At 64.4% G+C, this 12,881-nt stretch carries 9 protein-coding genes; 5 read left to right on the top strand and 4 right to left on the bottom strand.

Annotated features, from left to right (window positions below):
* Positions 1-3: 3 nt before the first annotated feature.
* The 3 genes from ABI582_RS25850 to mrdA form a co-directional block, all read right to left on the bottom strand.
* Entirely contained in the window at positions 4-1,191 is a 1,188-nt protein-coding gene (locus ABI582_RS25850) for an acyl-CoA dehydrogenase family protein (RefSeq protein ID WP_442120667.1), read from the bottom strand.
* 9 nt (positions 1,192-1,200) lie between these two features.
* Entirely contained in the window at positions 1,201-1,761 is a 561-nt protein-coding gene (msuE, locus tag ABI582_RS25845; RefSeq protein ID WP_016487602.1) for an FMN reductase, read from the bottom strand.
* Positions 1,762-2,097: 336 nt separating this feature from the next.
* Positions 2,098-3,993 (bottom strand): penicillin-binding protein 2, encoded by a 1,896-nt coding sequence (mrdA, locus tag ABI582_RS25840; protein WP_442120666.1) that lies wholly within the window; start codon positions 3,991-3,993, stop codon positions 2,098-2,100.
* Between the two features lie 563 nt (positions 3,994-4,556).
* On the opposite strand from mrdA, the gene ABI582_RS25835 reads away from it, so the two are divergent.
* A complete protein-coding gene (locus ABI582_RS25835; RefSeq protein WP_442120665.1) occupies positions 4,557-5,888 on the top strand; it encodes an MFS transporter in 1,332 nt (443 codons plus the stop codon).
* Here the strand turns inward: ABI582_RS25835 and ABI582_RS25830 are convergent.
* On the bottom strand, positions 5,885-6,781 hold the full coding sequence (locus tag ABI582_RS25830; protein ID WP_016499165.1) for a LysR family transcriptional regulator: 897 nt from the start codon (positions 6,779-6,781) through the stop codon (positions 5,885-5,887). The genes ABI582_RS25835 and ABI582_RS25830 overlap by 4 nt on opposite strands.
* Before the next feature lie 117 nt (positions 6,782-6,898).
* Here ABI582_RS25830 and mdlC point away from each other — a divergent pair, with 117 nt between their 5' ends.
* The 4 genes from mdlC (at position 6,899) to ABI582_RS25810 (ending at position 12,744) form a co-directional block, all read left to right on the top strand.
* A complete protein-coding gene (mdlC, locus tag ABI582_RS25825) occupies positions 6,899-8,485 on the top strand; it encodes a benzoylformate decarboxylase (RefSeq protein WP_442120664.1) in 1,587 nt (528 codons plus the stop codon).
* 55 nt (positions 8,486-8,540) lie between these two features.
* Positions 8,541-9,881: an MFS transporter gene (locus ABI582_RS25820; RefSeq protein WP_442120663.1), complete on the top strand. Its 1,341-nt coding sequence runs from the start codon at positions 8,541-8,543 to the stop codon at positions 9,879-9,881.
* 14 nt (positions 9,882-9,895) lie between these two features.
* Positions 9,896-11,371, top strand: a complete 1,476-nt coding sequence (locus ABI582_RS25815; protein WP_442120662.1) for an aldehyde dehydrogenase family protein — start codon at positions 9,896-9,898, stop codon at positions 11,369-11,371.
* Between the two features lie 119 nt (positions 11,372-11,490).
* Positions 11,491-12,744, top strand: coding sequence for an OprD family porin (locus tag ABI582_RS25810; RefSeq protein ID WP_442120661.1), 1,254 nt, complete (start codon positions 11,491-11,493; stop codon positions 12,742-12,744).
* Positions 12,745-12,881: the final 137 nt, after the last annotated feature.

Genomic DNA, 12,881 nt, shown 5'->3' with positions numbered 1-12,881 from the left:
TCCTCAGGAGTAGAAGGATGGGGTAGGGCGTTTATCGTTGAGGGCCCACTCGCCGAGTTCGTGAATGCGGTAGTCCACCGGGTCGTGCAGGGTTTGCGTGCGCAGGTTGCGCCAGTGCCGATCGAAGCGCAGCGAGGCATGGGTGGCACGGGCACCGGTGACTTCGAACAGGCGGTTGCAGATGTCCAGGCCGTGGCGGCTGGCGGCGACCTTGGCGGTACCGATGGCCAGTGCCAGGTCGCCGCGCTCCTCGGCGGTGAGCGCATGCTCCTTGGCCCAGGCGGCGTCCAGTTGGCGTGCGGCCCGTTCGATCAGCAGGCGCACGCTTTCCAGGCTGACCCAGAACTCGCCGTAATGGCGCAGCACGTAAGGGTCTTCGGCACTGCTGGCGGCGCTGGAGCGGAACCACGGCCGGCTCTCCTTCAGCGTGTAGTGGCGGGCTTCGTCGAAGGCGCCCTCGGCAATGCCGAGGAACAGGTTGGCGAAGTGCAGCTGGGCAATCAGCGGCCGCAGGGCGGCAAACGGCGTGCTCAGGGGGCCTGGGTCGAGCAGCAGTTCATTGTGCTCCACCCGCACCCGTTCGAACGTGGCGCTGCCACTGTCGGTCTGGCGCTGGCCGATGTTGTTCCAGTCGCGGTGCAGGCTGATGCCGGTGCGGCCGCTGGGAATGGCGGCGATCAGCAGTTTGCCGCCGGCACGTTCGTCCACCGCCGAGGCAATCAGCATTTCCGAATCGCTGGCGCCGGAGCAGAAGCTTTTCTTGCCAGAGAACTCGCACCAGCCGTCAAAGTGCTTGACCACCGTGCGCGTGTCCAGCGGGTTAAGGGCATTGCCCCAGAACCACTGTTTGCGGGCGGTCTGTTCAAACCACGGCTGCCATTGGTCCGGGCGCGAGAACAGGCGCACGGTGGCCAGCATCAGGTGGTGAAAGCCGAATACATGGGCGATGGAGCTGTCGACCCGGGCGAACTCGCGCACCACCGCGAAGGTGTCGTGCCAGTTGGCGCCCTGGCCGCCGAAGGCCTGCGGGATCACCAGCGACAGCAGGCCGCTGTCACGCAAGGCATCGCGCTCGGCTTTCGGCGTGCCGCCACGCTCGTCGCGCTCGACGGCTGTCTGGGCAAACTGCCCGGCCAGTTCGCGGGCGATGGCCAAGGCCGGGCGCAGGGGGGTATTTACAGGTGCATTCATGGCCGCTCCTCAGGCGCTTTTACGCAGTGCGTGGTGGGCGCCGAACAGCGGCACGGCGCGTTCGGCGGCCAGGCGGATACGGGCGGCGAGGGCATCGCTGGAGACCCGGTAGTCGGCCAGCTCCGCCTGGCTGGCGAACACACCGATGGGCAGGGTCAAGGCCTGCAGGAAGCTGAACAGCGGGCGCAGCTGGTGGTCGAGCACCAGTGCATGGCGTTCACTGCCACCGGTGGCGGCAAGCAGTACCGGGGTGTCGACCAGGGCGTCCTGGCCGATCAGGTCGAACAAGTGCTTGAAGTGGCCGGTGAAGCTGCCACGGTATACGGGGGTGGTTACCACCAGCAGGTCGGCCTTTTCCACCAGGCGAAGTTGCTGTTCGACGGTTTCGGGCAGCTCGCTGCGCCACAGGGCACTGCCCAGCGGGCGGGCGATGTCGCCCAGTTCGATCAGGTGCGGCTTGATGTGCAGGTGTTCGGCCAGTTCGGCGAGGATCGCCTCGGTCAGGGCCAGGGTGCGCGATGGGCGGGAAGTACCGCCGGACAGGGCTACGACGTTCAGTGGGGTGCTCATGGGCAGGTCTCCGGTTCTGGTTGAGCGGGACTTTGCTTGAGCAATCGTCGTGCCTGGTTCTAATGTTGTTTGGGATCAACGGGTTAGCGCAAATTCGTGTCTGCGCGGGTGTTGCCGTGCGGGCGTTTTCTGTTGATCGGGTGTTGCGCTGCAGACAGTTGGCCGGGTGTTGGCTGCTGTACAGTTGGGAAAGTTATAAATGATTACTCTTTTCAAAAAAAGAATAAGAATTCATATTCTTATACTATTATTTTATTTTGGGCGCCTGTCTGGCCAACGCAGGACGGGTAGGAGCGGCCTTGCGTCGCGATGGGACGCGAAGCGGCCCCGGCAATCTCAAGTGTGCGGCACCCCCCGAGCAGGCACCCCGCCCGCATACTCCGGCTTCAGATGCCCTTGCTCATCCAGCAGGTAAGCATCCATCACCTCGCGCACCACCGGCCCCGCCACCCGGCCCCCAGCCTCACCGTTCTCGATCATCACCGCCACCACCACACTCGGGTGGTCGGCCGGTGCAAAGCCGACAAACAGGGCGTTGTCGCGGTGGCGCTCCAGGGTCTTGTTGCGGTTGTAACGTTCACCCTGCTTGATTGCCACCACCTGCGCGGTACCACTCTTGCCGGCGATCCGGTACTGCGCGCCTGCCGCAGCGGCGCGGGCAATACCGCGCGGGTCGTGCATGACCATCTGCATGCCCTGGCTGACCTGGTCCCAGGCATGCTTGTCGTGCAGCACGATATCGGGCATCGGGTTGGGGTCCACCGGCGCATCGCCACCCACGGTCATGGCCAGGTGCGGGCGATGCCACACGCCCTTGCTCGCCAGCAGGCTGGTGGCCTGGGCCAGCTGCAGTGGAGTGACCTGCATGTAGCCTTGGCCAATGCCCAGGATCAGCGTTTCGCCCGGGAACCATGCCTGGCGCCGGGTGGCGCGCTTCCACTGGGCCGACGGCATCAGCCCGGAGGCTTCCTCGAACATGTCCAGCGACACCTTCTGGCCCAGGCCGAATTCGGCCATGTAGTCATGCAGGCGGTCGATGCCCAGCTTGTGCGCCAGGTCGTAGAAGTAGGTGTCGTTGGACCGCATGATGGCGGTGTACATGTCTACCCAGCCGTCGCCGCTGCGGTTCCAGTTGCGGTACTTGTGGTCGTAGTTGGGCAGCTCGTAATAGCCCGGGTCGAACACCCGGCTGCCGGGGGTGATCACGCCGCTGTCGAGGCCGGCGATGGCCACTTCCGGCTTCACCGTCGAGCCCGGGGCATACAGGCCGCGCAGCACGCGGTTGAACAGCGGGCGGTCGATGGAATCGCGCAGTTCGGCATATTGCTTGAAGCTGATGCCCTTGACGAACAGGTTGGGGTCGAAGCTGGGGTTGCTGACCATTGCCAGCACATCGCCGTTGGCCGGGTCCAGTACCACCACCGAGCCACGGCGGTCGCCCAGCGCCTTTTCTGCGGCCACCTGCAAGTAGGCGTCCAGGGTCAGGACAATGTCCTGGCCCGGGGTCGGGGCCTTGTGGTTGAGCACGCGCATCACCCGGCCCTGGGCGTTGGTCTCGACTTCCTCGTAGCCCACGTGGCCATGCAGCTGGCTTTCGTAGAAGTGCTCGATACCGGTCTTGCCGATTGACTGGGTGCCACGGTACTCGGTGCTGTCCAGGACCTTGGCTTCTTTCTCGTTGATGCGCCCCACGTAGCCTACCGAGTGGGCGAAATGCCCAGCCAGCGGGTATTCGCGGATGAACTGCGGCTCCACCTCCAGGCCCGGCAGGCGGAACTGGTTCACCGCAACCAGGGCGATCTGCTCTTCGCTCAGGCCCACCATCAGGGTCACCGGTTCGAACGGCTTGCGGCCACGGCGCAGGTCTTTGTCGAACTGCTTGCGGTCGTCTTCGGTCAGGCCTAGCACCTGGGTGAGGGTGTCGAGCACCTTGGCCGAGTCGCCGCCCGCCCGCTCGCGGGTCATGGTCAGGTCGAAGCTGGGTTTGTTGTCGGCCAGCACCACGCCGTTGCGGTCGTAGATCAGCCCGCGTTCGGGGGCGATGGGCAGCACGTGCACGCGGTTGTTTTCCGACACGGCGGTCTGCTGGTCGTGCTGCAGCACCTGCAATACATACAGCCGCCCCACCAGCACGGCGACCAGGCTGAAGACCAGGATGGCGCAGGCCAGGAGCCGGCGATTGACCAGGTGCTTTTCCTTTTCGTGGTCCTTGAGGGGGATGGGTTGTGGCATCAGTAGCTCTTTTTTGCAGGTATCGCGGTGGCTGTGCGGGCGCGCGATCGGGCCGGGGATGCTACGCAACACCTACCGCGCCCTCAAGGCGAGCGGCGGCTGGCGGTGGGTGGATAACGGCTGTTCGCCCCGCAATCAGGGCGCTGGCGGGGAACATGAAGATTTGTTCATGGCAGCTAAGTCCTTGAGTACCAGGTGTGGTTTTTTGGTGTTTTATGGATCCATAAAACTGTAGTGTTCGATAAACGAACGAAAATTGGATTAGATACTAAATCATCAAGCTGTTGATAAATGAGATGAAAACCTACTGATCATCCATTTCCAACCTTCGCCATGGGTGATTTTCTCGGAGTGATCAAATGCGACCTGTTGTTTATGGATCCATTATCTGATTGATTAGCGCCTGACAACGGCCGGAGCCCTCCTGCCGTATGCAATAACAATTACAAAAAGGGTTCAGTCATGAATGGCTCTCCAGCGGCCCGGAACTGTCAGGGTTCCCCCCGTCTTGCCTGCGCGTGCGCATCTGTCCTCCCGCCTGTGGCCAACTGGCAGGTGACTCCATGAATACCGATCTCAAGCAACGCCTGGACAACGACCCGATGGGCCGCTTCCAGTACCTGGCCATTGGTATTTGCATCGTCCTCAACATGATCGATGGCTTTGACGTACTGGTCATGGCCTTCACTGCCTCGTCGGTGTCCGCCGAGTGGAACCTGAACGGCGCACAGGTGGGGCTACTGCTCAGCGCCGGCCTGTTCGGCATGGCGGCCGGTTCGTTGTTCATCGCGCCGTGGGCCGACCGCTTTGGCCGTCGCCCGCTGATCCTGCTGTGCCTGACGCTTTCCGGCATCGGCATGCTGCTCTCGGCAATGAGCCAGAGCCCGTTGCAACTGGCGCTGCTGCGTGGCCTGACCGGGCTGGGCATCGGCGGTATCCTGGCCAGCAGCAACGTGATTGCCAGTGAGTACGCCAGCAAGCGCTGGCGTGGCCTGGCGGTGAGCCTGCAGTCAACCGGTTATGCCCTGGGCGCGACGTTGGGCGGTTTGCTGGCGGTATGGCTGCTGGGGCATTGGGGTTGGCGCTCGGTGTTCCTGTTTGGCGGCATTGTCACCGTGCTGGTGATCCCGCTGGTGCTGTTGTGGCTGCCGGAGTCGCTGGACTTTCTGCTGGCGCGTCGCCCGGCCAATGCCCTGGCACGGGTCAACCGCCTGGCCGTGCGCCTTGGCCAGCCGGCGCTGGCACACCTGCCAACACCCGCAGCAAGGGACCCGGGCGCCGCCCGCGGCTTCCGGCAGCTACTGGCACCTGCCATGCGCCGCACCACACTGGTGATCTGGTTGCTGTTTTTCCTGGTCATGTTCGGCTTCTACTTCGTCATGAGCTGGACGCCGAAACTGCTGGTGGCCGCTGGCTTGTCGGCACAGCAGGGCATTACCGGCGGGGTGCTGCTGAGTGTCGGCGGCATCCTCGGCGCGGCGCTGATCGGTGGCCTGGCTTCGCGCTGGCCACTCACCCGCGTGCTGGCGCTGTTCATGTTGATCACCGCGGCGCTGCTGGTGCTGTTCGTGGTCAATGGCGCGTCGGTCAGTGCCGCTTTGGCGCTGGGGTTGCTGATCGGGCTGTTCTCCAACGGCTGCGTGGCCGGCCTGTATGCCCTGTCGCCGGTGGTCTATGACGCCTCGGTGCGCGCTACCGGCGTGGGCTGGGGCATCGGCATCGGCCGCATGGGCGCAATCCTGTCGCCGACCGTGGCCGGTGTGTTGCTCGATGGCGGCTGGCAACCGCTGGACCTGTACGGGGTGTTTGCCATCGTATTCGTGCTTGCCGCCGGTTGCCTGCTGTTGCTGCGCCCGGCGGCCAGGCCCGCGCCGCCAGTGCTGGCCGACGCCTAAGCCTGGCCGTCGATGATCGCCTGGGCGACCGTGGCGTAGAACCATTGCAGGGCGGCGGAGTTGTCGCTGTTGGGGTGCCAGTTCAGCGACACATTGAACTCGGCAACCTGGAACGGCAGCTCAAGCATTTTCAAACCCCCGTCCTGCATGAACAGCCGGCCGATCTGTGCCGGCAGCACGGCGAGCAGGTCGGTGCCCGGGATGATCTTCGGCAGCACCGAGAAGTGCGGCACCTGCAGGCTGATGCGCCGCTGCAACTGCATGCTGGTGAGCACGTCTTCGACACTGCCGTGGCCCGTGGTACGGGTAACGCTGATATGGCGCTCGGCAATGAACTGCTCAAGGCTCAGTTCATTGCCGATGCGTGGGTGGTCGCAACTGAGCAGGCATACATAACGTTCGCGCATCAGTACCTGGCTACGCGTGCCCGGCACCGGGGGGCGGCAGATGGCGGCGTCGATCTTGCCGCTGGCCAGCCAGTCGCCCACCTGGTCGACCTGCAGTGGCAGCACCTCGACTTCAGCCTGCGGGGCATCGCGGTTCAGGCGCGCCAGAATCAGCGGCAAGAAGCCCATTTCGCCAAGGTCGGAAAGGGCGATGCGAAACCTGCGTTCGGTGGTCGCGGGGTCGAACTGGCGGGTGCTCTGCACGGCACCTTCGATGCGCGTCAATGCGTCACGCAGGGTGCCGTACAGCTGCTCGGCAACAAACGTCGGCTGAATGCCGTCACGCGTGCGGCTGAACAGGGCGTCGTCAAACAGTTCGCGCAGGCGGGCCAGGCCATAGCTGACCGAGGGCTGGGTGACGAACAGGCGCTCGGCGGCAAGGGTGACGCTGCGGGCCTCGTACAGGGTGACGAAGGTGCGGATCAGGTTCAGGTCGATGTGGCTCATGGGGCGCGGGCTTCACATAGATAGGTTTTATTTTTAGTAAAGATAGTATCAATTTGATCAATCTGACCGTGGCTGCAAAAGTAACCCGAATTCCAAAAACAAGCTGCAAGGGGCTTTATGAAAACTGTTCACGGCGCCACTTACGACATTCTTCGCCAGCATGGCCTGACCACCATCTTCGGCAACCCCGGCTCCAACGAGCTGCCGTTTCTCAAGGGCTTTCCGGAGGATTTCCGCTACATCCTCGGCCTGCACGAAGGCGCCGTGGTCGGCATGGCCGATGGCTACGCACTGGCCAGCGGCCAGCCCACCTTCGTCAACCTGCACGCGGCTGCCGGTACCGGCAATGGTATGGGCGCCCTCACCAATGCCTGGTACTCGCACAGCCCGCTGGTGATTACCGCCGGCCAGCAGGTGCGCTCGATGATCGGTGTAGAAGCGATGCTGGCCAATGTCGATGCCGCACAGTTGCCTAAACCATTGGTCAAGTGGAGTCACGAACCTGCTGCCGCGCAGGACGTGCCGCGTGCCCTGAGCCAGGCGATCCACACCGCGAGCCTGCCACCACGCGGGCCGGTGTACGTGTCGATCCCATACGACGACTGGTCGTGTGAAGCGCCAAGCGGTGTCGAGCACCTGGCACGGCGCCAGGTGAGCAGTGCCGGGCTGCCGTCGCCGGCGCAGCTGCAGCACCTGTGCGAACGCCTGGCAGCGGCGCGCAACCCGGTGCTGGTGCTGGGCCCGGATGTCGATGGCAGCGCCGCCAATGGCCTGGCTGTGCAGTTGGCCGAGAAGCTGCGCATGCCTGCCTGGGTCGCGCCTTCGGCGTCTCGCTGCCCGTTCCCCACTCGGCATGCGTGCTTCCGCGGGGTATTGCCGGCAGCCATTGCCGGCATCAGCCACAATTTGGCCGGGCACGACCTGGTCCTGGTGGTGGGGGCTCCGGTGTTCCGCTACCACCAGTTCGCCCCAGGCAACTACCTGCCGGCCGGCTGCGAGCTGCTACACCTGACCTGTGACCCGGGCGAGGCGGCGCGCGCGCCCATGGGCGACGCCCTGGTCGGCGACATCGCGCTTAGCCTCGAAGCCGTGCTGGACGGCGTGCCGCAGAGCGTGCGGCCGATGCCCACCGCTTTGCCTGCTGCTGAACCGGTGGCGGATGACGGTGGCCTGTTGCGCCCTGAAACAGTGTTCGACGTGCTCAACGCCCTGGCGCCCAAGGACGCCATCTACGTCAAGGAGTCCACCTCTACCGTGGGGGCGTTCTGGCGCCGCGTGGAAATGCGTGAGCCCGGCAGCTATTTCTTCCCTGCAGCCGGTGGCCTGGGCTTTGGCCTGCCAGCAGCAGTTGGCGTGCAGCTGGCATCGCCTGGCCGGCGGGTGATCGGCGTGATCGGCGACGGCTCGGCCAACTATGGCATCACCGCGTTGTGGACCGCCGCGCAATACAACATCCCGGTGGTGTTCATCATCCTCAAGAACGGCACCTACGGCGCGTTGCGCTGGTTCGCCGATGTGCTGGACGTCAACGATGCGCCCGGGCTGGACGTGCCAGGCCTGGACTTCTGCGCCATCGCCCGTGGCTATGGCGTGCAGGCGGTGCATGCGGCCACCGGCAGCGCGTTCGCCCAGGCCTTGCGTGAAGCGCTGGAAGGTGACCGGCCAGTGCTGATCGAAGTGCCGACCCAGACCATCGAGCCCTGAACCCGACACACACGCACACCACGCGACACCCACAAAAACAAGAACCGAGGTGGCTATGAAGACGACTTCCGTAAGTGAAGTGATCGATGCTGCACCCTTCAATCGCACGCACCTGCTGATACTGCTGTGGGGCTGTTTCATCATGCTGTTCGACGGCTATGACATGGTGATTTACGGCTCGGTGGTGCCCCGCCTGATGCAGGAATGGCAACTCAGCGCCATCGAAGCCGGCACGCTCGGCAGCTGTGCGCTGTTCGGCATGCTGTTCGGCGGTACCTTGCTGGCGCCACTGGCCGACCGTTTCGGCCGGCGCAAGCTGATCATCCTCACCACACTGCTGGCCAGCCTGGCGGCGTTCATGACCGGGCATGCAGAAACCCCGCTGGAGCTCGGTGCCTGCCGCCTGGTGACCGGGCTGGCCCTGGGCGCGCTGGTACCCAGCGCCGTCAACCTGATCAGCGAATTCGCCCCGCAAGGGCGGCGCAGCACCATGATCACCGTGATGTCCAGCTTCTATTCGGTAGGGGCAGTGCTGTCGGCCTTGCTGGCGATCGCGGTGATCCCGCAGTGGGGGTGGCAGGCTGTCTTCTATGTGGCGGTGCTGCCGGTGCTGGCCGTGCCGTTCATGCTGCGCTACCTGCCGGAGTCGGCGGCGTTTCTTGAACTCAAGGGGCGCCGTGCCGAGCTTGAGCGGTTGCTGGCGAAGGTCGACCCTGCGTTTCGCCCGGGTACCGAGCTACGCTTGGCGGGCAGCGACCAACCGGTAGGCAAGGCGCGCCTGGCGCAGTTGTTCGGCCGTGGTCAGGCCCTGGCCACCTTGTTGCTGTGGGTGGCGTTCGGCATGTGCATGTTGATGAGCTACGGCCTCAACACCTGGTTGCCCAAGCTGATGGCGCAGGGTGGCTACCCCTTGGGCTCGAGCCTGGCGTTTCTGGTGACGCTGAACATTGGCGCCACGGTGGGTGCATTGTTTGGTGGCTGGCTCGCCGACCGCCTGGGGGTGCAGCGCACGCTGGCGCTGTTCTTCGTGCTGGCAGCGCTGTCGCTGGCGGCGCTGGGGCTCAACCCGGGCCCGCTGTTGCTGAACCTGCTGTTGCTGATCGCCGGCGCTACCACCATCGGCACGCTGGCAGTAATCCATGCCTATGCCTCTATCGCCTACCCGGCGCACATCCGCTCCACCGGGGTGGGCTGGGCTGCCGGTATCGGCCGCCTCGGCGCCATCGCCGGGCCCATGCTGGGTGGCACCCTGCTGTCGTTGCAGTTGCCGATCCAGCAAAACTTCCTCGCCTTCGCCCTGCCTGGGGTGATCGGTGCGCTGGCCATCGCCTTCATCCAGGTGCGTGCGCCACAACAGGCCAGTGAGCCTGAAGCTGCCAACAAACCTACGTGCTGACCAAGGAGCCTTGTATGTCTGCCAATTGCCCTCGTTATCAAGACCTTCAACTGCTGCCGATTGCCGGCGAGTGGCGCGCCGGTAGTGCCGGCAAGCCCCTGAATGTGTACAACCCATACAACGGCGACTTGTTGCTTGAGGTTCAACAGGCCAGTCGTGCCGACCTGGATGCCGCCTATCAGGCTGCAGCCCGGGCCCAGTCAAAATGGGCGGCACTGGGCCCCGCCGCACGCGCGGCGGTACTGTACGAAGTGGTGGCGATATTTGATCGTCGCCGCGACGAGATCATCGACTGGATCATCCGCGAATCCGGCAGTACCCGGCTCAAGGCGCAACTGGAGTGGGGCGCGGCGCGGGCAATTGCTTTGGAGTCGGCATCGTTCCCGTCGCGGGTGCATGGGCGCATTGTCGAGTCCAACGTGCCGGGCAAGGAAAGCCGTGTGTACCGCAGTGCCCTGGGTGTGGTCGGGGTCATCAGCCCGTGGAATTTCCCGCTGCACCTGACCCAGCGCTCGATTGCCCCGGCGCTGGCGCTGGGCAATGCCGTGGTGGTCAAGCCCGCCAGCGACACCCCGGTGTGCGGCGGCCTGCTGCTGGCGCGCATCTTCGAAGAGGCAGGGCTGCCAGCCGGCGTACTCAGCGTGGTGGTCGGCGCGGGCAGCGATATCGGTGATGCCTTTGTCGAGCACCCGGTGCCGGCGCTGATCACCTTCACTGGCTCCACCCCGGTGGGGCGTGGCATTGGCCGTATTGCCAGCGGTGGCGAATTCCTCAAGCACGTTGCCCTGGAGCTGGGCGGCAACAGCCCGTTCGTGGTGCTGGACGATGCCGACCTTGAACAGGCGGTGAATGCTGCCGTGTTCGGCAAGTTCCTGCATCAGGGGCAGATCTGCATGGCGGTGAACCGGATCATCGTTGACGACAGCCTCTACGACGCTTTTGCGCAGCGCTTCGTCGAGCGTGTCAGGGCACTAGTGGTAGGCGATCCGGACTCGCCAGCTACGGTGATCGGGCCGGTAATCAATGCCCGGCAACTGCAAGGCCTGCTGGACAAGATCAGCCTGGCACGCGGCGAAGGTGCCGAGCCGCTGTACGAGGGCGGGGTCGACGGCAACTTGCTGGCGCCGCATGTGTATGGCGAGGTCACCGTCGACATGGACCTTGCGCGTAACGAAATCTTCGGCCCCTTGGTGGGCTTGCTGCGCGCGCGTGACGAAGCGCATGCCCTGGAGCTGGCCAATTCCAGCGAGTTCGGCCTTTCCAGCGCGGTGTTCAGCCGCAACCTGGAGCGTGCCGTGCGCTTTGCCCGCCAGGTGCGTGCAGGCATGAGCCACATCAACGACATCCCGGTGAACGACGAGGCCAACGCGCCGTTCGGCGGTGAGAAGAACTCGGGGCTTGGCCGTTTCAACGGGGACTGGGCCATCGACGAGTTCACCCGCGATCACTGGGTAAGCGTGCAGCACGTGCCGCGCCAGTATCCGTTCTGATGCATTGAGCCACTGAGTAGCGCCCGGCCCAGGCCGGGCATTCATGCAGCCATTCGACCACGGGCTCTGGGCAGCCTGCGGGGGGCGGCTGCGCCCAAGTAACGCGGAGAACAATAATAATGATGCACACAAACTGCACCCTGGCCCGTTCAGCCCTGGCGGTTTCGCTGGCGCTTGGCCTGGGTTTGCCGGCCTGGGCCGAGGAGGGGGGCTTCCTTGAGGATGCCAAGGCCGGGCTGACGCTGCGCAACTACTACTTCAACCGCGATTTCCGTGACCCGGGTGCGGCCAAGAGCAAAGTCGAAGAATGGGCCCAAGGCTTCATCCTCAAGTTCAGCTCTGGCTACACCCCGGGGCTAATTGGTGTTGGCCTGGACGGCATAGCCATGTTCGGCGTGAAGCTGGACAGTGGCCGTGGTACCAGCGGCTCCGAACTGCTGCCGGTGCACGACGACGGGCGTGCGGCCGACAATTATGGCCGCGCCGGGCTGGCGGCCAAGCTGCGTATTTCATCGACCGAGCTGAAGGTGGGTGAGCTGCTGCCGGATATCCCGCTGCTGCGCTACGACGATGGCCGCCTGCTGCCGCAAACCTTCCGTGGCGCCATGCTCGACTCGCGGGAAATCGAAGGCCTGAGCCTGCAAGCCGGCCAGTACCGCGAGGTCAGCCTGCGCAACTCGTCCGATATGCAGGACCTTTCTGCCTGGGCCGCGCCTGGGGTCACCTCGGACGGCTTCAACTACGTCGGCGCCGAGTACCGCTTCAACCAGCAGCGCACCCTGATCGGCGCGTGGCATTCGCAGTTGGAGGACATCTACCAGCAAAGCTACTTCAACCTGCTGCACAGCCAGCGAGTGGGCGAGTGGACGCTGGGGGCCAACCTGGGTTACTTCATCGACCGTGATGACGGCCAGGCGCGCATCGGCGATATCCAGAGCCGCACGGGCTACGCCTTGCTCTCAGCTTCGCACAGTGGCCACACACTGTACCTGGGGTTGCAGAAAGTCAGTGGCGACAGCCAGTGGATGTCGGTGTACGGCAGCAGCGGGCGCACCTTGGGCAACGACATGTTCAACGGCAACTTCAGCAATGCCGACGAGCGCTCGTGGCAAGTGCGCTACGACTACAACTTTGCCGCGCTGGGTGTGCCTGGGCTATTGGCCATGGTGCGTTACGGGCATGGCGAAAATGCCACCACGGCGGCGGGCAGCAATGGCAAGGAGTGGGAGCGTGATACCGAGGTGAACTACACGTTCCAGAGCGGCGCGTTGAAGAACCTCAACATCCGCCTGAACAACGCCACCAACCGGCGTAGCTTCAACAGCGATTTTGACCAGACGCGACTGATCGTCAGCTACCCGCTGACGCTGTAGGCAGCAATATGCCCGGGGAGTACGGTCCTACAGGTTCGCGCAGGCTTCAGGCTTATGCAGTACCTATGGGGGCAACTGCCTTGCATAGCACCTAAGCGCTAGCGCGAACACCGGCGAAGCCGGTGCCATCCACCGCG

This window comes from Pseudomonas sp. SAS7, assembly GCF_052112345.1.
GTDB classification, from domain to species: Bacteria; Pseudomonadota; Gammaproteobacteria; order Pseudomonadales; family Pseudomonadaceae; genus Aquipseudomonas; species Aquipseudomonas putida_Q.
The sequence above is the reverse complement of the archived record's forward strand: the minus strand, read 5'-3'. Positions and strand labels throughout refer to the sequence as shown.